This window comes from Rhodococcus sp. T9N (genome assembly GCF_024436645.1).
Classification (GTDB): domain Bacteria; phylum Actinomycetota; class Actinomycetes; order Mycobacteriales; family Mycobacteriaceae; genus Rhodococcus_F; species Rhodococcus_F qingshengii.
Genome location: NZ_JAMSKS010000023.1, coordinates 48,452 through 74,127 on the forward strand (window position 1 = coordinate 48,452; position 25,676 = coordinate 74,127).

Below are 25,676 nucleotides of genomic sequence, written 5' to 3' on the forward strand. Positions count from 1 at the left end.
GGGACTGCCCCCGGTTTGGTTGACATCTGACCTGTGAAGATGTGTCTTCACAGTGGAAGGATGCCGCTATGCCGAAGCCGTTCCCCGAGGAGTTCCGCCGCGACGTGGTCGCGGTTGCCCGCAAACGCGAAGCACCGCTGAACCAGATCGCGAAAGATTTCGGGATCTCCGAACCCACGTTGCACAACTGGCTCAAAAGAGCCGACGTCGAAGACGGCAACCGGTCCGGAATGACCAAGGACGAAGCCGCCGAGCTGCGCGAAGCGAAGAAACGAATTCGGCTGCTCGAGCAGGAAGCGGAAGTGATGCGTCGAGCGGTCGCCTACCTGTCTCGGGACGTCAACCCAAAATGATGTACCCGCTGGTCCGCGACCTCGCCGTAGATGAAATTCCTGTCACGGTGACCTGCCGGGTACTCGGATTCTCCGCTCAAGCGTTCTACAAGTTGCGCCAAGGTCCTGTGACACAAAGGGATTGGGACGATGCGCATCTGATCAACGCCGCCTACGACATTCACGCTGACGATCCGGCTTTCGGATACCGATTTATCGCCGACGATTACCTGGTCGAGGCATCACCGCCAGCGAGAATCGGGTCGCTCGGCTGTGTTCGCAGGAACGGATCTGGTCGGTGTTCACGAAGAAGAAGGGACTGAACAGGAAATCGGGTCCATCGGTCCATGACGATCTCGTCGCCCGCAGGTTCACGGCACAGAAGCCGAACCAGTTGTGGCTCACCGATATCACCGAACACCAGACTGCTTGTATTCCAGCAATCGTCGCAACACTCGTGGTTACGAGACTTCCAGTAAAGCACTCAGGCGCTCTGCAGGGGTGTCCCAGTCGAGTGATTTCCGGGGTCGATCGTTAAGCTCCTCCGCGACGGCCAAGAGTTTGTCGACGCTGTGCACTGCCAGGTCGGTTCCGCGCGGGAAGTATTGGCGCAGTAGACCGTTGGTGTTCTCGTTGCTGCCGCGCTGCCAGGGAGCGCCCGCGTCTGCGAAGTAGACGTCGAAGTTGGTCGCGGCGGTGAACGCGCGGTGTTCGGCCATCTCGGCGCCTTGGTCCCAGGTCAGTGTTCCCCGCAGTGATGTGGGCAGGTGACGGACGGTGGTGATGAGGGAGTCTCGGACGGCTTCGGCAGTCCGCTCGCGGCCGAGGTGGCCGAGCATCACGAAGCGGGAGGAGCGTTCGACTAGTGTCGCGATCGCCGATCCACCCAGCGCGCCGATGATGAGATCACCTTCCCAATGTCCTGGAACTTTTCGCGAGTCGACCTCCGCCGGCCGATTGCTGATGGAGTTCATCGGGTCGACGAACCGCGGCCGGCGGGCATCGGGCTGCTTGTGCGGTTTGCGTGCAATTCGACCGCGGCGCAGTTGCTTTCCGAGTTCCCGTGTGAGTTCGCCTCGGGCGTGGACGTAGATCGCTTGATAAATCGTCTCGGTGCTCGCACGCATCTGCGGAGTGGTCGGAAAGTCCTTGACCAATCGGTGACTGATCTGTTGCGGCGACCACCTTTTCGCCAGTTTCCCCTGGACGTAGGAACGAAGCTCGGCATTGGCAACCAGCTTCGCCTGCCGCGGCCGGGCCCGATGCTTCACGGACAGCCGATGCGCCGTATGAGGCATATATCCCCTCACCGAGACGGTGTTGCGCTTGAGTTCTCGGCTGATCGTCGACGGTGCGCGTCGCATTTCTGACGCGATCGCCCGGATCGACAACCCTGCGCGCCGTAGATCCTGCAACTGCTCGCGTTCGAGCAGGCTGAGGTATCGGGGATGGATGATCTTCTCGACGACGTTGAGGTCGACGCTTCCGCCGATCGCGCGGGTTCTTCGTTCTGGCACACCGTCATTGTTCTTTACCGGGTACCGCACCACCCGGCCGTCGGGATAGACCCGACCTCGGTTGATGATCGTGATGCCCTTGTCCCAGTCGGTCGCCGATCGGGCATCGGCCCCGACGCGAGCTCTGGCCTCTACGCGCGTGAGTCCCGCCGCTCGCAGACGCAGGAATTCTTCGCGCCGCGGGTTGACTTTGCGTGCCTCGCTGGTTGATATTCCTGCTTTCCGCGCCCATGCATAGGCTGTTGGCCGGTGAATCCCCAGCTCATGAGCGACGGTCGAGATGATTTCTCGCTCGCGAACGAGCCGCAAGAACTCAGCTTTGAGTTCCGCGGGGTAGGTGCGCGGCGCGGCCCGCGCCATGGTCAGCCCTGTTTTCCGTAACCAGTTGTAGCCGGCGTTTTCATGAACGCCGACTGCACGCGCTGCGGCGCGGACCGTGCCACCTCTGTCGAGTAATCGGAAGAATTCTTCCTTCTGCTGATCCGTGTACTTTTTGCCAGCCATTGCAACACCTTTCAGTAGGTGTTGCGACGATTGCTGGAATCCAAGCTGGTACCGGCAAGTTGTACCTGTGCGCGATCAAGGACGTGTATTCGAACAAGATCGTCGGCTATTCGATCGATTCGCGAATGAAAGCGTCGCTGGCCGTGAGGGCACTGACCAATGCCATCGCCCTTCGCGGCGCGTCTGGGACGATCGTACATTCCGATAGAGGCAGTCAATTTCGGTCGAGAAAGTTCGTTCACGCATTGTCCGACAATGGTTTACAAGGTTCTATGGGCAGGGTCGGGGCATGCGGTGACAATGCTGCCATGGAATCGTTCTTCTCACTGCTGCAGAAGAACGTCCTCGACCGGCAACACTGGTCGACACAGGAACAACTGCGGATTGCGATCGTGACGTGGATCGAGAAAACGTACCATCGCAAGCGCCGGCAACGGCGCCTCGGAAAGCTCACGCCGATCGAGTTTGAGACAATCAACCAGGCCACATACGCCGCCTGAAACTATCAACCCCACAAGTCAACCGAAATGGGGCAGTCCCACCCCACAAGTCAACCGAAATGGGGGCAGTCCCCCGCGAGGACGGAAGCTTCGTTAAAGTCCGACCCGAAGACAGTGGAACAGTGACCATCTGGTCTCGAACCTGTTCTTGTACCAACTACAACGACACAGTGATCATCATGCGAATCCGCGCCTGTGTTACCAAGCGCTGCGCAGCGCACCGACAGCGCCTCAGCTGCCAGCGGGCTACGCGGTGATGATCGTCTGCGCAGCCATACCGCCGCTTTGGCATCGGGTCATGGACCACCGAGTCTTGGAGTACTACGGCGGAGACTTCGCCCTCGTGCATACCAGGACAACCGTCCGATGAACGAGCCGCCTTCAGACGGTGTTGGTAACGCGAAGAGGAACACAACACCCGGCCCTCAGGGGCACGTCAGGGCAGGACGCCAGAACCGCCGATCCCTCGCACTTGTCACACCGAGCCCGGAGGTCATCGCGGCCACGGAATTCCTGCTGAGCCAACCTGACGCACATCTCTACCGACGCCGCTACCTCGCAATCCTCAACCGCGCCAACGGCGACAACGGAACTGCGACCACCGATTACACCGCAGCAGAGCGATACCTCCTCTCGGCCGCCAGAAAGCTCCGAGGACTGGGTAAGGAAACCGTCTCCGAACAGCCCAGGAGACAGTCCGTCCATCACACGCCCTCGGACGCGTCACCTATTCTCGCCCCCCAGTCAACTTCCGAAAACGGGGCACAGCAATGCAGAACAGGAAACGATCTGCAGAGCGGGCGAAAGGATCGCGGACTCATCGCGGACACTGAGACACATTCTTGTCATATTGTCGACTGGGCCGGGATTCGCTGCGCCCCTTGTGTCGGGCTTCCGCTTGCCACACCGGCAGAACCGTCTACGGGCCCAAGTTGGCTGGGCACGAGACGAAGATGTCTGGGGGTACGTAGTGGAAAGCATCCAGTCGGCATCGGCCAGCAGGATTTGCAGCGGAATTCGGCATCGTCACACGGGAAGTGGCGTTCGACGACAACAAAAAGGCCATCGCGACTAGTGGGAAATCAAGGTCAGCCCCCTCAAACATCAACACTCTCGAAGTCACCGGACAGCAGTGGTGTGGCACACGAGGATATCGGGTAGCTGCCCAACATGACTTCACTGACTGCACTCGCCCTGACATGTTCGCTCAAGCCTTCACCTGCGCCGTCCAGCAGCGAACTTATCGCTGAACAGGTTCTCGCCGAACTTCGCCGACATGACGTGAACGGAGAAAAGATCCGCTTGGTCGACTTCGACATCCTGCCCGGTGTCGACGCTGACATGGGGAACGGGGATCAATGGCCGCAGATTCGGAAGCGCATCCAGGCCGTCGACATTCTCTTGATCTCCACACCGACTTGGATGGGGCAGATGTCCAGCGTCGCCAAACGCGCTCTCGAACGCCTCGACGCCGAACTCTCGGAAACAGACGACAGTGGACGACCAATCCTGTTCGATAAAGTGGCAGTGGCTGCGGTGGTCGGCAACGAAGACGGGGCGCACGCCATCGTCGCCTCGCTCTTCCAAGCCCTCAACGATTGCGGTTTCACCATCCCGGCACAAGGGTGCACCTACTGGAACGGGGAAGCGATGACCCCGGGCGACTACAACGACCTCGACGCTGTTCCCGATGCCGTGGCTTCTACCAACGCCACCCTTGCGCGCAACGCCGCCCACTTGGCGCGAATGTTGCGGACGCAGCCCTACCCGGCCGGGTAAGACCGAACTCGACAGCACCACAATTGCCGTGCATACAAGACTAGGACCTCAAGCACGGCAAGCAGACGAAAAATACTCTGCGAGCAAGCACACAGACAGTCGCAATCAGCCACGCTAGTGCCACCTGACACCTTCGTCCTGAGGAAAACCGGCCGCAACCAACCCACGGATGCGTGCACTGCACTGCGCTTCGGTCACGCCTGCCGTTACAGCTGGGAATATCAGCGCACCAGCAGGTTCGGAGACAGGAAACCCGGCGTCCTGTTACTCGAATGAACGGCATCAGGATGCATCGGCACATCGACATTCGGTACGAAGCCCCGAGCATGGAAACACTCACGCCGTCCGGCTCCGATCCCCGGGTCGGTCTTGGCCGTGCCACAAAGGGCCGCGCACGGGTTAGATTGAGATCACGTTGGCACTAGGGGCAACCGTCATTGGGGCGCGTAAGGTGCCCCGCACCGTGCAGTACTGGTGCGGCGCAATGCATCTGACTGCAAGCGCGCGACACGGTGACAACGGATCCACGAATCTGTGTACCGCCCACGGAGAGCCTCGGCTATCAATCCAGCGCAGCGACAACGAACCTGAGGCTGAACCCAGACTGCACCTAAATCTGTACGCGCGCGACCGGCGATGTTCAGGCTCGGGAGGTTGAGCGCTTAATCTCCCTCGGAGCGACCCGTGCTCGTTGGTGGTACCCCGAGAATGCCGACTTCATTGTGCTGCTCGACACCGAGGGCAACGCGTTCTGCATAGTAGACAACTCCCACGCTCCACCGCAGTTTCAACTGAGTTTTCAGGATCCGGATTCCTCATAGCATGGCCAGGGCCTCGATGCCTACGAGACGCGCTCTTTCGCCCTTAGCGGTCGGTTCACAGGCGGCGCCTATATGTCGAGATTGCTGGATTGGTCGTCGATGCTTGCCGACAACAGCACCTGCTCGCGTGGTGCGCGATGAAGCGTCCGCCTGATCGAAGCCCTTCAGGGGTGGAATCAGACACTGCACCCGCATTTGCGTGTGCCGAACGGCACCGCCCCGGGCGAGTCCTGGCAATGACGATCAGATGTGTGAGAAGGCACGGCGAAGGGAAAGTATCTCACTCCGGCGGAAATGCATGGTGCCGTCATGTTGTACTCCTCAGTCGCCCGATACCCCCAACGCGTCCCGACCATCTCCGGACCCGAGACGCGATGGCCCGACACTGGCCAGCGACCATGTCGCCAAACAGATCCCGAAGGGAGGCCCCCCTGACGACCGTCCCTCCGTTGGCGCTCGTGACAGGCGCATCGAGCGGTATGGGTTTTCGATTCGCCGAGTTGCTCGCTGCAGACGGCTACGACCTGGTCATCGTCGCGGACGATCAGGAGATTTTCTCCGCGGCCGACAATCAGAAAAACCAAGACCTTTCGGTGCGTCGATCCAGGCCGATCTGCGGACAGAGATCGGCATCCAGAACACATCCGACGCCATCACCAGTGATAGCCGTCCCCTCTCCGTAGCCGTTCTCAACGCCGGTATCGGCAGGGGAGGCACCTTCGTCGATACACCTCTTCAAGACACCTTGGCGGTGATCGACACGAACGTGCGCGCCATCCACCTCACGAAAATTGTCCTTGAGGAGATGCCAACTCACGGCCACGGACGCATCCGTTTCACCTCCTCAGTGGCGTCATTGACGTCCGGGCCGTACCAGACGGCTTTACAATCCTTCCAAATCGTCCGTGCAGTCGTTTGCTCAAGCACTGCAAAGCGAGTTGCACGACAGCGCAATCACAGTGACATCACTGATGCCCGGCCCGACTCAGACCAATTTCTTTCATCGGGCACATATGGACGACACCGCAATGGCGCGATCGAAAAGATCCTGCCGAGGTCGCCCGCCAGGGCTACTCGGCACTGATGAAGGGCCGGCGCCGAGTAGTTGCAGCATCGCCGATGTCCAAAATGCTCGCAATCGTCGCCGCCTTCATCCCTGACCCCGTCAGAACCGCTGCCCACCGGCTGGCCGCAAAACCCCGCCGCGGGAACTCGAAAACCTGTTCGGGCCTCGTCGGCACCGCAGGCGCCCCTGGGAACACTTGTTCGGCCGCGCGCTCGCCGTGTCCAACAAAAGTAGCCCCGTAACCACGCGGCTATTGCTGAGCGAGGCAGTCTCGGCTACGAGGTGTATTCCCCCGGCCGGTGGGTAGCCGGAGGAGAGTTCACCGACAGAAAGGGCCGAACGTGTCAGAAGATGCCGACACCACTCGAATCGATCAACTCGAGTTCCAGAACCCGGTCACTCGATACCCGTCCATCGAACCACCACCTCAACGCCAGGACGAACCTGGACTTGCCGCGAAGATGACACCGTCTGCAGATATCGGTGAATTCTCCTACACAGGTACCGGACGTCTTGGGCGCCGGAAAGCGCTTGTGACAGGGGGTGATTCCGGGATAGGTGCAGCCGTAGCCGTTGCCTTTGCGCGGGAGGGCGCCGATGTCGCGATCACCTATTTGCCGGCCGAAGAACGGGATGCACAGGAAGTGCTGCGCATCGTCGCCGAGAGCGGTCGGAAAGCGATTGCTCTCCCCGGGGACCTCTCCGATGGCTCGTTTTGCCGAGAGGTCGTCAATCTCGCCGCAGAACAGTTGGGCGGGCTCGATATTCTGGTGAACAACGCAGGCAAACAAGTCGCTGTCGACAGCCTGGAGCAATTGACAGACTCCCAAGTCGAGCAAACATTTCAGACGAACATCCTCGCCATGTTTCGTACATCGCGAGCGGCGCTTGCTCATATGCAGCCCGGATCGACGATCATCAACACAACTTCGGTGGAGGCTTACCAACCCTCGCCCATACTTGTGGACTACGCGTCCACGAAAGCCGCAATCAACAACTTCACAAAATCTCTCGGGCACCAACTCGCCAGCAGGGGTATTCGCGTCAATGCCGTTGCACCGGGCCCGATTTGGACACCTCTTCAGCCCAGTAGCGGGCAACCGCCGGAGGAGCTCCCGGAATTCGGGCACAGCACGCCGCTAGGGCGCGCCGGCCAGCCAACCGAACTGGCCCCTGCCTACGTTTTCCTGGCTTCGCCAGAGTCCAGTTACGTGGTCGGGGCAACTGTTCACGTGAACGGCGGTATGCCCACCCCTTGACGCGCTGTCGCACTGAGCCCCGGCCGTCAACCGAAAGACAGGAGAGGCCATGACAAATGTCGCCGACGGAATCGTCGACAGACTCCAAGCGTGGGGAGTCCGGCGAATCTACGGGTACGCGGGTGATGGCATCGACCCACTTCTGGCTGCAGTGGCACGCGCCGGCGAACGCATGGAGCTCGTCACTGCACGTCATGAGGAAATGGCGGCGTTCATGGCGTCCGGTCACGCCAAATACACAGGCGGAGTCGGCGTATGTCTTGCGACGCAAGGCCCGGGTGCGGTCCACCTCCTCAACGGTTTGTACGACGCAAAACTCGACCGCAAGCCCGTCGTGGCGATTGTCGGGCAGGTCATGAGCACCGCCCGCGGAAGCAGCTATCAGCAGGAAATCGATTTGCCCACTCTGTTCAAGGACGTGTGCGCTCAGTATTCGCAGACACTGACTACATCCGAGCAGGTGGAAGCAGTGCTGGACAACGCTTTCCGCACCGCGGTGGCTACTTCCAGTCCGACCTGCGTGATCGTCCCTCACGATGTGCAGCAAGCCGAATTGACGGACGAACCATCCGGACACGGAATAATTCCTAGCTCTCCCGCAATAGCTTTTCCACGGGTTATCCCACGTGAGGCGGATCTCGACCGCGCTGCTGAACTCCTCAACGACGGCGAGCGGATCGCGCTGCTGGTCGGTCAAGGCGCCGCCGGAGCGCGCGCCGAAATCGCGGAGATAGCAGAGGTTCTGGGTGCTGGCATCACGACGTCGTTGCTGGGAAAGCCGGTCGTGGACGAGTCATCTCGCTGGGCATGCGGCGTCATGGGACATCTGGGGACCACTGCTTCAGCCGATCTCATGCGCGAATGCGACACATTGCTCATCGTGGGCAGTAACGACCCCTGGACCGAATTCTACCCAGCTGTCGGGCAGGCACGCGCCGTCCAGATCGACATCGAAACGCGAAATCTCGGATCCAAATATCCCGTCGAAGCACCACTCGCGGGCGACGCAGCAGAGACGCTCCGTATGCTGCTGCCCAGGCTTCGCCGCAACAACACTTCATGGCGGCACGAGGTCGATTCGATGGTCAGTGCATGGAAGCGCATCTCCGCGGAGCGACTCGCCTCACGCACAACGTCACTGGATCCCCAAGCCGTCGTGGCGGGGCTATCGTCACACATCCCCGAGAATGCGCAAGTGGCTGTCGACGTCGGGTCCGTTGTGTACTGGTACGCCCGTTTCTTACAGCTACCTCAGGGGGTTCCGGCACATTTGTCGAGCACTTTGGCGTCGATGGGATCAGCCATACCCTACGGGTTGGCGGCCAAGTTCGCCGACCCGCGCCGGCCGATCATTGCCCTCGCAGGCGATGGTGCTATGCAGATGAACGGTAATTCCGAGCTGATCACCGTGGCACATCACTGGCGGAAGTGGGAGGACCCCCGGTTCGTGGTTCTCGTGCTCAACAACCAGGACCTCGCTGAAGTCTCCTGGGAACAAAGGGAAATGGAAGGGGACTCCCGATTTCCGCCCTCACAGCAGGTACCGCTTTTCCCTTTTGCCGAATACGCACGGCTTCTCGGTCTCGGAGGCGTTCGCCTCGACAAAAACGAGGATATCGACCAAGCATGGAGGGATGCGCTCACTGCTGAGAAACCCGTCGTGATCGAGGCAATCGTCGATCGAGACATTCCGCTGCTTCCCCCCCGCGCCTCACTTGAGAAGTGGCACACGATGCGCGACGCGCTCCGTCGAGAAGAAGCCGACAACGCTGTACACGCCTTGGATGAGCAACGCGAACAAGAAGACAAGCATCCGAGGTAGGAGAACACGCTGAATCCCGCGAAAAGAAGCCGGCATCGACAGTTCGCCACCTAAACGGCTGCCGTACCGCGGCCATCCGAGAGCGATCAACCATACGAACTGAACGGTTTAGATCCGATATTGATCGAGTCGCCGCAGTATGTGACAGATTGCAATGTGCTCATTCGAGACACCCTGATACAGAGGCTCGGACCACTGTGCCGCTGTATCCCGAATGGGCGCACGGGCAGTGGGTAGTGACAGGCCAGAACAACTTTCCGGTGGGGCCACAGCGGCAGCGGACGACTCCTAGCTCGGTGGGAAAAGGATATGAGACTTCGGCACACCACGCCCGACTCCCGCGGGATAGCCAGAACCCGTCGGGGGCGGGGATATTCGTACATCGAGTCCGACGGCGCACCCGTCGACGACTCGACGCGAACTCGTATCCGCAGGCTTGCGATCCCTCCGGCGTGGCAATCAGTGTGGATCTGTCCCTACTCCAACGGTCACATACAGGCCGTCGGACTGGACGCAGCTGGCCGTAAGCAGTACATCTATCACGAGCAATGGCGCTCGGAGCGGGACCGAGAAAAACACGATAGGGCTCTTCGTTTGGGGGCGCGCATGCCAAAATTTCGAGCGGAAGTCGACAAAGACCTGCGCAGCCGAGGCATAAGCCAGAAACGGGCGGCGGCTGTCGCACTCAGGCTCCTCGATCGCGGGGTTTTCCGAGTCGGCGGGGAGAAGTACGCGGAAGACAACGGCACGTATGGAGTCGCAACGTTGCTGCGTGAACACGTCCGAATTTCCAAAGACACCATAGCTTTCGACTTTCCCGCAAAGGGGGATTCGCAGGACTACCACAGTCACAGACGCGGACCTCGCCAACGCTTTGCGAGCCCTACGGCGAAACCGCCATTCCTCAGAACGTCTTCTGGTGTACCGGACCGCTGACGAACTACGATCCATTACCTCCGACGAGGTGAACGCCCGATTCAAAGCCCTGGTAGGACAGCGGTACTCGGTAAAGGATCTGAGGGCCTGGAACGCCACAGTATTGGCGGCCGTGGCGTTCGTAGACCAAGAACGGCCTCACACGAAAAGAGCGCGCTCACACGCCATTTCCGAAGTGTGCGGGAAGTATCGAAGGACTTGGGTAACACGCCCGCTATCGCCCGCAAGTCGTAGTTCGACCCACGAGTCGTCGAGGCGTACGCCGCGGCGATACCATCGCACCAGCAGTCCGCCGCGCGGCGCTAATCGTCGAACCCGAAGAGGCTCGGCTTACATTGGAACGGGCGGTTATTCGCCTTATCAAGAGGCATCGCGATTGACAGCCGACGGCGCGGGGTAGCTCAGATGAGCGGCCCGCGGCGTGTGAGCCAGTACCAGTCGGTCCACCGTCGACATCGGGTGCACGTCGCGGGCCGTGACCGCATCCGATCTTCCCGCAGCGGCCAGCAGCCCCCCGGCCGATCCAGGCGGGTACTTCGGACAAGACACCCTAGATCCCTGCGCCCACCCGCAAAGAACGGCCGTTCCTGACCCGATGACCGACCTAGACGACGACCACGCTCACATCGACCCCAGCCGATCACTCATGCTCGTACACGACGGATAGCGCGAACTAGTCGAACCGAATTCTCACCCTGGAGGACGAAAAGTGACCGGGTATAGATTAGGCAGGCATTCTGTAGCCTTACCGAGCTCGTTCATACTGCAGCGATACACCTGCACAGATGGGAGAGTGACTCCCAGAGTGAGAAATCTGGTGTACGTGGGAGTTTGGCACTCTGTGCAACGGGTAGGAACTGAACATGACACTCAGTACAGACCCGTCCGTACCGCTGTCCACGCAGATCCCCACGATAAAGGGACGACGAGCCGTCCGCCTTCTCACACAACTGGCCGGCCCGTCAGTGCTTGCAGGCGCTATCGCCCGGCGGCGGTCTACCTTGCCATTGCTGGAGAAAGCACAAGCAGATGCCACGACACCCGAACTGGTATCCGAACTTCGCCGCGAGTTCGGACATGGTCCGCTGCTGCTCAAGCTGCCAGGACGCCGGGTGGTCGTGATCCTCGACAGCAAGGACGCCATTCGGGTCCTTACTGAAACTCCCGCCCCGTTCACGCCCGCCAACCGAGAGAAAGTGGCGGCGTTGAGCACCTTCCAACCGCACGGAGTTCTCGTCTCGCGCGGCCTCATTCGCACCTCCCGCCGGGAATTCAACGAAACAGTACTCGAAACCAGCCAGCCCTTGCATCATCTCGCGGGCCCCATGACCGAGACGGTTCTCTCCGAAATGGAACAACTCAACGCTCTCGTCACGACCCGCGGATTTCTCGATGCAGACAGCTTCCTTCCCGCCTGGTGGAACATGGTCCGCACACTGGTCCTCGGAGAATCAGCTCGAGAGGACAACTCCGTCACCGATCAACTGTGGGCACTGCGGTCGCAAGGCAACTGGTCCTATCTGCTTCCCCACCGTCGGCGGCTACGAGAGAAGTTCGTAGAAAATCTGTACCGTTACGCTGCAATTGCAGAACCGACCAGCCTGATCGCAATCGTGAATCAAACGCCAGCGGAGTCGATCGTCGACGCGATCGGGCAAGTGCCGCATTGGCTGTTTGCGTTCGACGCAGCCGGCATCGTCACAATCCGCGCACTCGCGCTCTTGGCCACGCATCCGCAACACCGACGTCGGGCGCTCGAAGAAATCTCCGCTGCAGACGCTCACCAGCCGGCGCAGTACTCGTATTTGCGTGCCTGCATTCTCGAGTCTGCGCGACTGTGGCCGACCACCCCGGTGATTTTGCGCGACTCCACAGCACCCACGAAATGGCCGAGCACAGAGGGAGACGCCGAAATCCCGGCCGACAGCGCATTCATGATCTTGACCGCAGCATTCCACCGCGACCCTGACAATGTTCCGTTCGCCGACACGTTCACACCGGAAGCGTGGCTCGACGGCCGGGCAGAGACTCAAGCGTTCATGCCGTTCAGTGGGGGGCCGGCGGTGTGCCCAGGTCAGAATCTGGTTCTCTTCATCGCTACGACTGCATTGGCAAACCTGTTGCGTGGCAACGATTTCTCGCTGGAGTCAACGCCCATCATCGAACCCACTTCCGCGGTGCCGGCGACATTGAACCACTACAGCTTGCATTTCCGAGCCACACCGCAACACGAGATGACGAACCCGTGAGTTAATTGGCAGCGCGCAATCGAGATTCAGCCCTGGCGGTACTCTCTTTGTATTGCCCGGCAACGATTGGCGCAGGTAGAGAAAAGGGTCGAGGCTCAGCACACGGCTCGATCCGGGCAAACTTAGCTCGCCGTGTGCCTGGGACGCGGTAGCGGATTACCGGGGGCGCTAGGCCCTGGCCTCGGAGCGAAGACACTGTTTTCGAGCGTCGGCGTCAGTTCCAGTCCATCTCATGTACGGGGGTGCAACCCGGCGTCCCAGAGCCAGGTATGGCGATCTGCCAACGGGTCTGAACCTCACCACTCGGAAGAAATCTCGCGACCCCACGTTCTGATCTAGCCGGCATACTCGACACGGACCAGCAGAGGGGTTTCTCCAGGCAACACACCTAGAGAGGCAGCGGAAACCTTCGGACCATCCGCTCCGGAATCATCTCCCAACAGGCGATTTTAACGCTCGGAAGATCACAGCAATCCTTGCGGCCGACGTGTTCTCATCTTCGCGAACGTGGCGAAGACTACTTCTTTGCTGTAGCTCCCACTTCACGCCGCCGTCCTTGCGCTCGTGGCGGGTGCCGCGTCGAGCGCTGCTTGCCAGCCAGATCCTGTGCGGCCCCTGTCCTAGGGCGCCTGGTAAGGCTTCCGTCGGGCGTTTGCTCCCTAACCGGGAATCGGTGATCGGCAGATCTGCCTGTCACGCGGCGCATGGCAAGCAAAAACGCACGTCTGTGTCATCCGTGGGACCTAGGGACAGTCGAACTAACTGATCACTGATTGGAGGTTCACGGACAGACGGGGTCACCGGGGTGAGAGGAGAAGCTGACGTCCCTTGGGTGTGTGCATCCTTCGAAGGTACGCCGGGCACACAGGTCGATTACGTCGGAGACTCTGCCACGCCGCGCAAGCTCGCGACGTTGCACGATCGCGCCGTTCCCGCAGGCGAAGATTCTGTCCACGGAGGCCGCGACAGCGTCGAGTTCTCCCAGAGCCGTGAGGGCAGGGGCAACATGGTGCACCAGGCGACGAACTGCCTGGGAAGCGGTCACGAGACGGACGGACCTCACATCGAGTGCCTTGCCGTCGAGACCGTCACGAGCCGCCCGCCAGCATGCGGCACGGAGTAGGTCCTGGTCAACACTTGGGGCCGACTCGCCGCTGATGATCGCCTTGGTTGCCATGACAACCAAGGCATGCACCAGCGTGGCGAGTGTCATCGTCTCCTCCACAGTCGCAGGCACGTCGCTGATCCGAATCTCGACCGTAGGAAGGTGATCTGACAGGCGTACGTCCCAATAGACCATATGAGGATCGAGGATGACTCCCGTCTCCAACATCGTTCCCACAACGTCCTCGTAGTGTCGAGCGGACTCGAAGTAAGGAGGCGGACCCGAGCTTGGCCATCTTCCGAAGAGGATGTGCCGCCAGCTTGCATAGCCGGTATCAACACCGGCGCTGATGGGGGAATTCGCGGTCAACGCCAAGAGCGTGGGCAACCAGGGGCGTAGGTGATTGATGATCTGAACGGCGCGTTCGCGGTCCTCGACTCCGACATGGACATGACAACCACAGGTCACCCCACTGGCGAGTGCTCCGTACTGGCCCGCCATACGCTGATACCGCGATGTCGGGGTGATGGAGCCGGGCGGTGGGTCGTAGAACGCTGTCCCGACGGCCAGGAGTTGACAGCCTGATCCTGCGGCAGCAGCAGCGGTGGCAGCACGCGATTCGCACAGTTGATCACGAAGGTCGCGGATGTGGGCCCCTATCGACGTGGACGTTTCCACCTGGCAACGGGAAAGCTCGCGTTGAAGGGAGACACCGAGTACGTGGCCAGCGGCCCCAACCTCGCTACTGCGCAGACTAGGTCGCCCCGTGCGGGGATCGCAGAGTAAGAATTCCTCTTCCACACCCAGCGTCGGTGTGCCGGTCGATAACAGGTTGGAAGTGAGATCTGTCATGGAAATTCCTCCGCTGCCGGGGATTTCGTCGCGTACCCGTGTCCTGCCGGCGCGGCGAATCGTGGGAAGAATGACCTTCCCGCGCAAGAGCCGGATCAAACATCGAAGCTCTGCAGAGATGCACCGCTCAAGCCTCGTGCGGTGCCCGGGCAAGAGAGTCCGCGCCTCTGCTCCCACGGGCGGCCGCCGGGAGTTTGCCGTCACCGTCCGCGCCTGCGATTGTCTGAGTCGGCACCGTCGGCGCTCGCGCCACGTCGAACCATCCACCGCGTGGCTCGCCACTGGTTCCCTCATGACCTCCTCATCTACCTGAATGTGAATCTCGGCGAAGCACCGCGAGACAGGATGGCTTCAGTGAACCGCAACGTATGCACAATCAGAGAGGAAGCGCTGCACCCGCTCGAATGCGGTTCTGCCCTTCCGCGTAGTCGTCGTCTGCGTCTAAAGTCAACACACCGACTGCGATACCGTTGGTTTCGTACCAGACTGAGAACCCAGTTCCCCTCTCCACCAGACGCGCACGAGCGTAGCCGTCGCCCCATGCGGCGTACTTCAGGGTGCGGTCGCCGATAGTCGTCCAGAACCCTGGCACCGCATCCCACGACTGCGCTCCGCCAGCAGCGTTCGTACCCGCGATCTCGCCCTGCGTGATCGCGTCCTGCCAGTGCTCAATCATAATGCGACGCCCTGCTTTACGGTTCACTGCGAACGCGACATCGCCTGCCGCATACACATTCTCTATGGATGTACACATGTGCTCGTCGACTGCGATTCGGTCGGTGACCAGACGGATCCCGGAGTCGGTTGCCAGAGCCGTTCTCGGTGCCACGCCCGTCGCGGCGAGGACCATATCGGTGGCAATGGAAACGCCATTGTCCAGCTGCACAGTTTCTTCGTGTACAGCGGAGACTTTGACGCCCCCCACGTAGTGCACGCCCGCCTCCTCAAGAATCCCGGTAATACGTTCTCCAACAGCACTTCCCAGGCGGCTGTGTTGGGGTACCTCGTCGGGGGAAACGAGAGTGGTCGCGATTCCTCTGAGCGCGAGGGAAGCTGCGGCTTCACAGCCGATGAAGCCGGCGCCTACGACAACTGCTGAGTCGGCCGCGGCGGCGGCATCTCGCAGGCTCTGTGCCTCGCTGAGAGATCGCAGGGAAAATGCTCTGCGACCACCCGTAACGGCAAGCGGTTTCGGCTCCGCGCCTGTGGCCAAGATCAGGCGGAGGAACGGGATACTGTTCCCGGTGCGGGTGGTGGCACGCTGAGCGCCGGTGTCGATCGAAACGACACTATCGTCGCGTATCAGTTCGATGCCGAGATCAGTGAACCACTTTTGTGTGTGTAGTTCGATCGCCGACGCGCATACGTCACCTCTGAGGAAGTCCTTACTCAACGGCGGACGAAGATAGGGGAGGTGACTATCGGCAGTCACGATCGTGACTGGAGAAGTACCGCCGGCGCGTCGATAGGACTCTGCTGCGGAGATGGCGGCTGGCCCACTACCTACGATCACGATCCCTGTGTTACTCATGAAGCGGGACTACCCCGATGCACTTTCGGAAACACCGAACGCATTGCGCCGGCGCAACATCGTCCAGGCAAGACGGCAGATTCATCCGAGAGGTCGCTCGTGGGATCCAGCGGAGTGCATACGCCCGTAGGAAGATAGTTTCAGTGGTGCGTGCCTCGGGTATGTGGGCGGTGAACGGAAGGGCGTCGAGTGAAAAGGACGGCCCGTCGACATGATCTCTGGACGTGATGTGCTGTGAGCGACAAGGACGAAGGTCTCCCCGTCGATGACGACCGTACGAATCGATCGCACGTGGGCGAAGCGATCACAGACGGGCGGAACTACCCAGGCTACCTGCTGATCGGACTGGGGTTGGCGACACTCGGATTTACCTTAGTAGCGGCGGGTTACGGGTTTCGCGGGTGGGCGGTGATCGCCGGATCGGTCTGCGTGTTGTCCTTCGTCGCCGGGGTTCTGGTGGTCTTGGCGGAACGCCGTCGAATCAAACGACTCGAAGGCGAAGACCTGTTCGATCAAGAAGGCCATTGATAGCGCGCGGTCCGCAGACGAAGGAATATGCTGAGCACGTGTGGACGGCGCGGGGCCGGATTCAGGGGTTGTTCGGAGGTCGATGAGTTCGACCCTCAGCTTTCCTAGGACTAGCTCCTCGGTGCATTTCTTTAATTCTCCGGACGGCATCCGTGCGATCGGCCCAGAATCCTTGAGCGCGCTGGATTGAGACGTTTCTAAGGCTTGGACACAGCTTCAGCGGACACGAGCGCGTCCTCAGGGCAGCAGCATCGCCTGACGGCCCTACTTTTCAGCGCGACGAAACAGGCCGGGCAGTATCTCGGTTTCCTTAACGGCGGCTCCGCACCCACCGTCCTGACGACCGATCGAAATCGAGGAGGTTCATCTTTTCGAACGATCGAAGCCAGCCTTCCATTGGCCACCGTCCCCAACGCCTATAGAACACGTAGGCATTGGCGAGAATGTCGTGCAGATGTTCGATTGGCGGATCGGACACAGGATGAAACTGATGGTAGGCGTCCGCGCCGCCGATCCACCGCAATCCGACACCGCGGTCGTGTGCCGCACACGCGAAATCGGTGTCCTCACCCCCGTATCCGATGTATTCCTCACAGAATCCGGGTAACGAACGCCAGGTCGGTACCGAGACCGCGAATGAGAGTGACCAGAACAAATCGTAGTTCTCCTCGTTCGCGAGCTGCCCGTCCTTCGGGTCCGGTCTCGCTCGATGGGGATTGCGGAGAAGCGCAAGCATATCCAGCGCAGCGAAGCCATCTACGGGAGCCGGTAAGTAGGTCACGGGCCCGCACCACAGTATGGGTTCCGCGTGCGTGGTCATGATTGCGTCGCGATACTTCCCGAGAAGTTGTGGGGAGGCGATACAGTCGACATCCAAGAACACCAGCGCCTCGGCCCCGAGTGCAAGAGCGCGAGCTGCGCCGACATTGCGGGCATGAGCGAGCGGGAGGGGTCCGTGTCGATACTCGAGTTCGACGACCACGGCAGAGCTCTGTTCCTCCTGCACAACCATTTCCACATCAGCATCGCCCATGGTTACGACTACATGCTGGTCGGGGCGAAGGTGGCTTCGCCGTAGTCCGGCGAGATGCGCGCGCAGGTGTCGAGTGCGGTCTTTGACGATGGTGACGACCGCCAACTTCATGGGCGGGGTCCTCGCTCGGAGACCATTCGTATGATTGCTGCGGCGCGATCTGCAGCGCCCGCTGTCCTCCACTTCGACCAACGGTGGACGCCAATTGCTTTCGCCTCCTCGATCAGCGTTGGCCACTGGTCCGTGGCCGGCCATGTGAGAAGAGAAAGGCACAGTTGGTGCTCTGAGAGAGCCCGCGCCGTCGCGGCTTGTTCGTCGAACGGCCGTTCCTCGGCCACGACGATCGCTGGACGCTGAGCTGTTGCGATATCGGCAACTGCGTTTTGTCCGGCGTGAGTAACGATAATGTCGCTGCTGCACAATTCGTTCCATGGGTCCGCCAGCCAGCCCTCGCCGCCGACTCCCAAGGCCTTCCATCGGAATGAATCGTGCTGCGAAGCACAGGATTGGATGTTCTCTCTCGAGATGTGCGAACCCCCGGCGCCGCTCATCACGAGTACCTGCGGCCGGGGATCACCTCCTCCGAGGTCTGTGACGCGCTGCCTGCCGTCGAAGCGGCTGATTCCACCTACGTAGGTTGTCTTGCGGTGGAAGTCGCGCAGCCAGTCCGGATCGTAGATTTCTTGCGGCCAGGCTGCGATGATATGGTCGGCGATTTTGTATACCAGTTGGTGTGCATCGTCGTCGCGCGCTCCAGGCATCGCGACCACTACTACCGGTACTCCCATCAGTCGTGCAAAGACGGCGACTTCGGCGGAGACGTCGACAACCAGCGCCTGGGGGCGGGCGTCGGATATCCATTCGGCGATGCGCGTCATTCGTGAACGTAGGCCGGGTTGGTGTGTCGGCGCCCAATGGAACGCTCCATGGGCTGTCGGGTTGTGATTGTTGGAGCCCGAGGTATCCATTTCGAGTTGCACATGGTCAGCGAATGGCAGATCGGATGGAACATCCATGCTGGTGAGTGCGGTTACGGGAAGGCCGATGCGCGCGGCTATAGTCGATGCGCGTGTGAGGTGTCCCTTCCCGTGGTGATGAATGTAGTAGCCGATCATTGCACTGCTCCCATCGGGAAAAACTGTGCAGTGCTGACTAATTCGCGATAAAGCTCCACGTAGCGATCGACCATGCGGCGGTGTGAGCAATGCATGACAGCGTGTGCTCGGACGTCGGAACGAGACAAACCGATAGTCTCGACGATTGCGGTGGCCATCGCTTCTACATCGCCAGCGGATACCAAACGACCGCAGGCGGGGGTGAGAATCTCGGGAATACCGCCTTTTTCGAAGGCAACGACAGGGGTCCCGCAGGCCAATGCTTCCGCAACCACGAGGCCATACGGCTCATCCCACAGCGGAGTAACTAATGCCGCAACCGAACTGCCTACCGCGGAGGACAACTCACTCGTTGGAAGATGCCCGAGGTAGCGGACAGTGTCGTCGAGGTGCGGTTCGATCATTTCCGAGAAGTATCGGTGATCGCTGATCGGACCCGCCAACACCAACGGCATGCGGGCTATGCGCGCGGCGGCGATCGCCTGGTGTGCTCCCTTCTCCGGCACAATCCGACCGAACCAGATCAGGCGATCGCCCCCAGAACCCGGTGACCAACACTCCGTGTCCACCCCGTTGTGGACAACAGTCAAAGGCCCTGTCGCGTGCTCCCAGGAGTTTGCGGTGTGCTGGCTCACGGCCGCAAACCGGCCACGTTGCCCGCTCGCAGCCATCGCCGACTCGAGCCAGGGTGTTGGTGGTGTGTGCAGGGTCGTGAGCAGGGGAGTGGGCAGCATCGGGGCCATTGCCACCGGAAGGTAATGGAGGCTGTGATTGTGCACGAGGTCGAACCGCCCGGCCAGCTCGCCAGAAAGGCGCAACATCAAATCGAGGTAGGCGTGGTGTTCGTTCATGAACCGCTCGGGCGGCATTGAAATGTCCTCGCGCGCCGCGCTACTTGTCGGGGCGGGACGCACGTCTATCACGCCGCAAGCAAGATCAGGGTCGGATCCTGGGCCAGCGAAAAGAGTCACATCATGGCCGTCCCTTTTCAGGGCGCGCGTCAGTTGCCAGACATGCGCTTCCAAACCGCCAGGAAACGGCTCGCCGACAGGATGTCGACTCGAAGCGATGAGAGCGACCCGCAACGGTCTCATGCGATCGCCCGTTCATAGATGATGTGGTGGGCTTCTGAGAGCAATACGCGTTGTTTGGCACGGCGCTCCCAGGTGGCCCGTTCAGCCTGCTCGGCGTACGCCCGCCGCACTGCGAAATCCAAAGAGGCAGCGTCGAAGTGGTGCTCGTCGAACCCGTAAACTTGGCAATCCTGCTGCTCGGCATAGTACCCACAGCTCGGTACGATGACAGCAGTTCCCAGATCGTGGCACGCTTCCAGCCACCCCGAATGGGTCCCGAAGCGATACGGAAGTATCGATACCGAAAGGCCCATCAAATACTCCCACAATTCGGCGTCAGAGAAGTATTGATGGATCCTGACGTCAACACCTGGACGTTTCGCATATTCAGTCAAGCGTGAAGCTGCTTGTGGTGCGTACCAATGATTGTCAGGATCGAAGATCTCGTTGTGAACATTGATTTGCAAGCGGGCCCCGGGTAGAGATCTGATCGACTCCGACGCTGTATCGAGTACAGGGAACGGATCCATATTGGGGCGAAGGCTTTTCACATGTACACCGAATGTGAAATTCGAAGATTCAACACGGGGGAGGTCGAACATCTCTTCCTCGACGACGTGAGGGTGAGGCAGCACCGTGCAGGCGCGGTTCCACTCCCTTGTGACGTACTTCGCGGCGCCCGGTGTGAGGGTGATCAATTCATCTGCGGCCGGTACCAGTATGTCGAGCACCTCCCGATGAGCACCCGGCTCAGGGTGGTGCGGGTTCCTCAGGTCGTGAATCGAATACACCAACGGGATGTTGTGTGTTTTCAATTCGTGAAGAATGTCGCTCATCGTGGCAGGCTCGATGGCGTCGAATCCGAAATGAATGTGAAAGGCGTCGAATTCCCTGTGGTGGGCCGCAATCCACCTCGGATCGAGCATGACCGGCGGCCACCAGCCGCCAGGAATTTTGCGCCCGTCGGCGGGAACGGGATCAGGCAGACGAATTACGGGGTCGATCGCAACTGGGTCTGCCAAATGGCGCACGTAGACGTGTGATGCGGGCACTGAAGCGATTCGAATCATGGTAATTCCCTCCTCTGCAACAATTTATGGAGACGTCGGCTGGGGTCGAACGCAGCTGGTGCGCGAGGGTCACTCGACTTTGGGAGTGTTACACGGTTCCGACGAAGCCTGGGACGGCCGCAGGGATGTCGAACGCGTACTTGTGTGATCCGCCCAGCGAGAGAATTTCTGCCCGCAAATGAAGGACCCGTGTCGAAGACGTGAAGTGGCTCGCTACCTGGCTGGGATCTCAACCAAACCCAACCGTAGCTCATCGCCATAGGTTCTCTATCTGCACCGCCCGCCGGTTTTGGTGGGGTCGCCTTTCGGGGGCATCGCGTGCGCGCAAGTCGAACTCGCGCGAGTTTGAGACTCCGATGCCTGGGGTAGGGGTGCGGGCATGGCACTAGACGCGGTTGACGCCGACGACCCCGGAAAGCTCTCGGACCCGACCGACCTCACCGCCCAATCATGGAAGTTTGTAGCGCGCCGCTCAGCGCGCGAGTTCAGCCGTGATCAGTGCACAGATCTGGCTGCCGCTCTCACCTATTATGCTGTGCTTTCGCTTTTTCCGGCGCTCTTGGCCCTTGTCTCGCTGCTGGGAGTGATCGGACAAGGACGTGCAAGCGTGGACACCGTGATGGAGTTGATCGCCGCCATAGGACCAGATTCTGCTGTGGAAACGATGCGCGGTACCGTCGAACAATTGGTCGAGGCTCCTACTGCGGGGTTCGCCTTACTCGTTGGATTGGCCGGTGCGCTCTGGTCGGCCTCAGGATACGTCGGCGCATTCGGACGTGCGATGAACCGCATGTACGAGGTCGACGAGGGCCGGCCCGTCTGGAAACTTCGCCCCCTCCAACTCGCTGTCACGTTCGCAGGTCTGTTACTGGTGGCGGCCGTAATTTTGATGCTCGTCATCAGTGGCCCTGTGACGAAAGCTTTGGGCGACCAACTGGGCGTCGGCGGCGGCGTCGTGACGACCTGGAACATTGCGAAATGGCCCATCATTTTGATTTGTGTGACGCTGGCTGTGGCGGTTCTCTACTACGTAACCCCCAATGTGCAGCAGCCGAAATTTCGTTGGATCAGTGTCGGCGCAGGGCTCGCGATCGTCGTGTGGATCGTGGCTTCTGTCGGATTTGCTTTCTACGTAAGTAATTTCGGCAGCTACAACAAGACATACGGTTCGTTGGCCGGAGCGGTTATCTTTCTGCTCTGGCTGTGGATTACCAATCTCGCGCTGCTGTTCGGGGCGGAGGTCGACGCAGAACTCGAGCGTGGACGTCAACTACAGGCAGGGATCGAAGCCGAGGAATTTCTCCGTCTCCCTCCGCGGGACACCAGCGTGTCGGAAAAGAACGCCCGCCAGCATGCACAGGACATCGAAGCTGGCCGTGAACTGCGAGAGAACCACGGCGGTAACGGCCCAGAAGAAGGGAACTCGACGATGACAGAGGATTCCATTAGCGGATCAGCCCACGCCGCTACCGGTGAGCCACTTCCACAGTCTGGATCAGCGGATCCGCACACCTTATCGACAGTTCAGCTCGTCGAACGACTCACCGAACAAATGACCGGGCTTGTCCGGACCGAAATGTCGCACGCAGTCGCCGAAATCAAGTCGAAGAGCACGCGTCTCGGTGTGGGCGTGGGTATTTCCGGCGCAGGAGCTCTGCTTCTGCTGTACGGGATCGGAATACTTTTGGCGGCGGCGGTTATCGGTTTATCGACAGTCCTCGCACCGTGGGTAGCTGCACTGATCGTAGCGGCCAGCGTGCTCCTCCTGGGCGCTATCACCACGTTCTTTGGAGCCAAGCAGACAAAGAACGCCGCCCCTCCGCTCCCTGAACGGACGGCAGAGAGCGTCAAGAGCGATATTGCCACTGCCAAGAAAGGCCTACAATGAGCACCGCGTCCGAAAGATCGGCCGACAACGGCGAGCAGGACATCCAAGCCCAACGCGAGAGCCTCGCGGTCACGATCAACGCTCTCGCCGAAAAAGCCGATGTGCCAACTCGATTGAAGAGTCAGTTTGCGGCCACCGCTGAACGGCTACGGGAACGTCCAGCCATGGTTGCCGTCGTACTGGGCTCCGCGTTGATCTTGGGAGTCGTGGTCGCGCGTCGTAAACTCCGCGCTCGCTCCAGCAGCGGCGCATGAACTTCCGATGCATCGCCAAGTGAGTTCTGCCGATGCCGAACAGATGTAGGGTACCCGCGGCGAACATAGCACGGCGAAACATCTCGTAGACGGGGAGACGATCATCGTCTTGCTGCCGACGGCCCGGGAGATCACTCTGCGCGGTTACCGCTACCCATTAAAACGGGCACAGGTTTCCTGTTTGCGGCGCGTGGGAGCGTGTGGCAGTAGTTGTCGAGTTCGCCATCCGTTGAAAAACACAGACGGAGAACATTTCCCGCCTGATCATCCTTCGGCGCGACCTCAGCAACCTGTGCAGGGGCTTCTTGCACCCAACCTTTCGATGAACACCAATTACCGGCCATAAAGAGAGCAGAAGAGAAGAAAAGCCCGACCGGTACCGGTAGCTTTCTTCTCAGCACCCTCAATCGCGGCCACTGCAGCGCGCCTTCGGACCCGGCGCGCTCACCACAATCGACAAACGAACCTACGTCGGGAGACTTGAAACATGCTGGTACGTCGAATTGCTCGTCCACTGCTTTCTGCGATCTTCATCGCCGAGGGAATCGATGCTCTGCGCAATCCTGGTCAGCGCGCAGCCAAAGCTTCGCCGCTGATCGACAAATCCGTCGAAACATTGCCCAACTCGGTCACCGAAAACATACCGGTCGCCGTCGCGCAAAAACTACCCGCCGATCCGGAAACGCTCGTCAAGATCAACGCCGCCGTCCAGATCGGTGGTGGCGCGCTGTTGGCCACCGCAAGGCGCCACGTCTCGCGTCGTTGGTCCTCGCGGGGAGCCTGGTACCGACCACGCTTGCCGGTCACGACTTCTGGAACGAAACCGATCCGTCACTGCGAGCGATGCAGCGGACCAACTTCATCAAGAACGTCAGCCTGCTCGGCGGACTGATGATCGCGTCCGTCGACACCGAGGGCAAGCCGTCGCTCGGCTGGCGTGGCCGCCGCGCCGCGAAGAAGGCTCAGGCGTCTATCGCCGCGGCACTTCCGTTGGTCGCATCGCAGACCGATCACACGAGCGATCGCGTCGAACACGCTCTGTCGGTGGCGTCCGAACGCGGTTCCGAACTTGCCGAAACCGCGAAGGCGCACGGCACGGATTGGCTCGAACTCGCCAAGGAGCGCAGCTCCGAGTTCGCGGAGATCGCGAGCAAGCGTGCCGCGGAATTCGGAGAGGTCGCCAAAGAACGCGGCCCGGACATCCTCGAAGTCGCGCAGAAGCGCGGCTCCGAACTGGCCGAGACCGCACGCGAGCGCAGCGCCGAACTGGCAGAGCTGGCGAGCAAGCGCAGCTCCGAGTTCGCCGAACTCGCGCTCGAAAAGAGCAACGAGTGGGCCGAAACGGCGTCGGAGCAGACCGAGGTGCTGGGTAAGCGTGCCCGAAAGCGCGCCGAGAAGGCGCTCGAAAAGGCTCGCGCCAAGAAGGACGAATTGACGCGCTGAGCGCGGCCGAACCTTCCAGGCGCGTAAGCACCCGGCAGCGGTACCAGCTTGGGCGACTGTGGGATTGGCGTGGCGGCGCTTGCACCCCTGATCGAATAGATTGAAAAAATCGATATTGGGTAGCTGTGCAGGGGTGCCGAACCCATGGATGCGGGCGATTGGCACCGGGCCTCGGCGGTTCAGTTCAGAGCCGTCGAGGTCGCACGAGGTCGACATATCGCGGTGTGTTCGGACTCGTCAGAGTGGCACGCCCGGGCCGTACGAACGAAGTGTTCGGGCCTGGCGACGTTTGCGTTTAGTCTTGTTCTTCTGATCGATTAGATGTCAGCGCGGCACTTCTGAACCCACCGAAGCGTTGGCAACTCCCGAATCTCGTCTCGACGAAGTCCCCTCTGGTCGAGTGCTGTTCGTCAACACATATCGCCCTGATGGCAGTCCCAGGCAAGGTGGAGGCGTGGGGGACGATGTCCTCCAGCTCGAGCTGCGAGTCCTGGCCATGGGCCGGGCCGGCCGCATAGGTAACCGCTGCGGAGCACTGTGGGTTGACCGACGCGTCTCGAACGGCGGTTCGCGGTCGGGACTCGGCGATCGCAAAAGCGATTGCTGCGCAGTGTTGTTGGACGCCAGATTCATCGGCGCGATAGTCCTACGCTTCGTACCGTTAGTTGGTGCTTCGAGGATGTCGGTGCAAAATCTGACAGAATCGACCTATGACCGACCAAACTGGAAATCAAGGGTATGTACCCGAGATCGGTTCTCGGGTAGAGATCACGGTTGCTGATTCGAGTAACGCTGGGAATGTCAGGTGTACAGGTCGAGTGGTCGAGGACTATGCAGAGTTGGTCCTGGATTCGGACGCTATCGGCAGAGACTGGGCGCAAGTGCATCGCTGGGCGGTCGCACTCGATGACGGAAGACTGGTTTTCGCGAACGAAGGCGTTCTGGTCCCTGAGGAATGAGCCAGCAAAACTGACCGACGAACAGTCAGCCCTGCTAGAA

The 25,676-nt window shown here is 60.4% G+C and carries 18 protein-coding genes and 6 pseudogenes; 16 read left to right on the forward strand and 8 right to left on the reverse strand.

All coding sequences use genetic code 11. From position 1 onward, the window contains the following. Positions 1–68: 68 nt before the first annotated feature. A pseudogene (locus M1L53_RS27880) lies at positions 69–759 on the forward strand (IS3 family transposase); the annotation flags it as partial. Positions 760–793: 34 nt separating this feature from the next. Here the strand turns inward: M1L53_RS27880 and M1L53_RS27885 are convergent. After that, positions 794–2,209 carry an IS30 family transposase gene (locus M1L53_RS27885; RefSeq protein ID WP_029538673.1) on the reverse strand — a complete coding sequence of 472 codons (1,416 nt, stop codon included), beginning with the start codon at positions 2,207–2,209 and terminating at the stop codon, positions 794–796. Positions 2,210–2,227: 18 nt separating this feature from the next. Next, positions 2,228–2,353, reverse strand: a pseudogene (locus M1L53_RS34930) (transposase); the annotation flags it as partial. Here M1L53_RS34930 and M1L53_RS27895 point away from each other — a divergent pair. The 10 genes and pseudogenes from M1L53_RS27895 (at position 2,314) to M1L53_RS27940 (ending at position 12,785) form a co-directional block, all read left to right on the forward strand. Next, entirely contained in the window at positions 2,314–2,853 is a 540-nt protein-coding gene (locus M1L53_RS27895) for an IS3 family transposase (protein ID WP_261949398.1), read from the forward strand. The pseudogene M1L53_RS34930 and the gene M1L53_RS27895 overlap by 40 nt on opposite strands. A 74-nt stretch (positions 2,854–2,927) precedes the next feature. Then, positions 2,928–3,223 (forward strand): annotated as a pseudogene (locus M1L53_RS27900) (alkane 1-monooxygenase); the annotation flags it as partial. An 800-nt stretch (positions 3,224–4,023) separates the two neighbouring features. After that, the gene (locus M1L53_RS27905) at positions 4,024–4,632 is read left to right on the forward strand and encodes a flavodoxin family protein (RefSeq protein ID WP_261949364.1); all 609 of its coding nucleotides are present in this window, start codon (positions 4,024–4,026) and stop codon (positions 4,630–4,632) included. A gap of 665 nt (positions 4,633–5,297) precedes the next feature. Further along, a complete protein-coding gene (locus M1L53_RS34820; protein ID WP_315974186.1) occupies positions 5,298–5,453 on the forward strand; it encodes a hypothetical protein in 156 nt (51 codons plus the stop codon). 298 nt (positions 5,454–5,751) lie between these two features. Next, positions 5,752–6,309: pseudogene (locus M1L53_RS27915) on the forward strand (SDR family NAD(P)-dependent oxidoreductase); the annotation flags it as partial. Between the two features lie 49 nt (positions 6,310–6,358). Next, complete coding sequence (locus tag M1L53_RS27920) at positions 6,359–6,613, forward strand: hypothetical protein (RefSeq protein ID WP_261949365.1); 255 nt, start codon at positions 6,359–6,361, stop codon at positions 6,611–6,613. 247 nt (positions 6,614–6,860) lie between these two features. Further along, positions 6,861–7,778, forward strand: coding sequence for an SDR family oxidoreductase (locus M1L53_RS27925; RefSeq protein WP_261949366.1), 918 nt, complete (start codon positions 6,861–6,863; stop codon positions 7,776–7,778). A 49-nt stretch (positions 7,779–7,827) separates the two neighbouring features. After that, a complete protein-coding gene (locus M1L53_RS27930; RefSeq protein WP_261949367.1) occupies positions 7,828–9,600 on the forward strand; it encodes a thiamine pyrophosphate-requiring protein in 1,773 nt (590 codons plus the stop codon). A gap of 309 nt (positions 9,601–9,909) precedes the next feature. Then, positions 9,910–10,916, forward strand: a pseudogene (locus tag M1L53_RS27935) (DNA topoisomerase IB). Between the two features lie 483 nt (positions 10,917–11,399). Next, complete coding sequence (locus tag M1L53_RS27940) at positions 11,400–12,785, forward strand: cytochrome P450 (RefSeq protein WP_261949368.1); 1,386 nt, start codon at positions 11,400–11,402, stop codon at positions 12,783–12,785. Positions 12,786–13,566: 781 nt separating this feature from the next. On the opposite strand, the gene M1L53_RS27945 is transcribed toward M1L53_RS27940, so the two are convergent. Then, on the reverse strand, positions 13,567–14,742 hold the full coding sequence (locus tag M1L53_RS27945; RefSeq protein WP_261949369.1) for a glutamate--cysteine ligase: 1,176 nt from the start codon (positions 14,740–14,742) through the stop codon (positions 13,567–13,569). A 376-nt stretch (positions 14,743–15,118) separates the two neighbouring features. Beyond that, positions 15,119–16,273: an NAD(P)/FAD-dependent oxidoreductase gene (locus M1L53_RS27950; RefSeq protein ID WP_261949370.1), complete on the reverse strand. Its 1,155-nt coding sequence runs from the start codon at positions 16,271–16,273 to the stop codon at positions 15,119–15,121. Between the two features lie 234 nt (positions 16,274–16,507). On the opposite strand from M1L53_RS27950, the gene M1L53_RS27955 reads away from it, so the two are divergent. After that, on the forward strand, positions 16,508–16,801 hold the full coding sequence (locus M1L53_RS27955; RefSeq protein ID WP_261949371.1) for a hypothetical protein: 294 nt from the start codon (positions 16,508–16,510) through the stop codon (positions 16,799–16,801). 310 nt (positions 16,802–17,111) lie between these two features. Here M1L53_RS27955 and M1L53_RS27960 read toward each other — a convergent pair whose 3' ends face one another. Genes M1L53_RS27960 through M1L53_RS27975 form a run of 4 tightly spaced genes read right to left on the reverse strand, consistent with a single transcriptional unit; the run spans position 17,112 to position 21,092 of the window. Further along, on the reverse strand, positions 17,112–17,945 hold the full coding sequence (locus tag M1L53_RS27960) for a glycosyltransferase family 2 protein (protein ID WP_261949372.1): 834 nt from the start codon (positions 17,943–17,945) through the stop codon (positions 17,112–17,114). After that, the gene (locus M1L53_RS27965) at positions 17,942–18,949 is read right to left on the reverse strand and encodes a glycosyltransferase (protein ID WP_261949373.1); all 1,008 of its coding nucleotides are present in this window, start codon (positions 18,947–18,949) and stop codon (positions 17,942–17,944) included. Before M1L53_RS27965 ends, M1L53_RS27960 begins: the two co-directional genes overlap by 4 nt. Then, a complete protein-coding gene (locus M1L53_RS27970) occupies positions 18,946–20,043 on the reverse strand; it encodes a glycosyltransferase (protein WP_261949374.1) in 1,098 nt (365 codons plus the stop codon). The genes M1L53_RS27965 and M1L53_RS27970 overlap by 4 nt, the downstream gene beginning before the upstream one ends. Then, complete coding sequence (locus M1L53_RS27975; protein WP_261949375.1) at positions 20,040–21,092, reverse strand: glycosyltransferase family 1 protein; 1,053 nt, start codon at positions 21,090–21,092, stop codon at positions 20,040–20,042. The genes M1L53_RS27970 and M1L53_RS27975 overlap by 4 nt, the downstream gene beginning before the upstream one ends. Positions 21,093–21,471: 379 nt before the next feature. On the opposite strand from M1L53_RS27975, the gene M1L53_RS27980 reads away from it, so the two are divergent. The 4 genes and pseudogenes from M1L53_RS27980 to M1L53_RS27995 all read left to right on the forward strand — a co-directional run bounded on the left by M1L53_RS27980 (position 21,472) and on the right by M1L53_RS27995 (position 25,636). After that, complete coding sequence (locus M1L53_RS27980) at positions 21,472–22,980, forward strand: YhjD/YihY/BrkB family envelope integrity protein (RefSeq protein ID WP_261949376.1); 1,509 nt, start codon at positions 21,472–21,474, stop codon at positions 22,978–22,980. Then, positions 22,977–23,234: a DUF3618 domain-containing protein gene (locus M1L53_RS27985; protein WP_261949377.1), complete on the forward strand. Its 258-nt coding sequence runs from the start codon at positions 22,977–22,979 to the stop codon at positions 23,232–23,234. The genes M1L53_RS27980 and M1L53_RS27985 overlap by 4 nt, the downstream gene beginning before the upstream one ends. A gap of 487 nt (positions 23,235–23,721) precedes the next feature. Next, positions 23,722–24,677, forward strand: a pseudogene (locus tag M1L53_RS27990) (DoxX family membrane protein). Positions 24,678–25,387: 710 nt separating this feature from the next. Continuing rightward, entirely contained in the window at positions 25,388–25,636 is a 249-nt protein-coding gene (locus M1L53_RS27995; RefSeq protein ID WP_261949378.1) for a hypothetical protein, read from the forward strand. Positions 25,637–25,676: the final 40 nt, after the last annotated feature.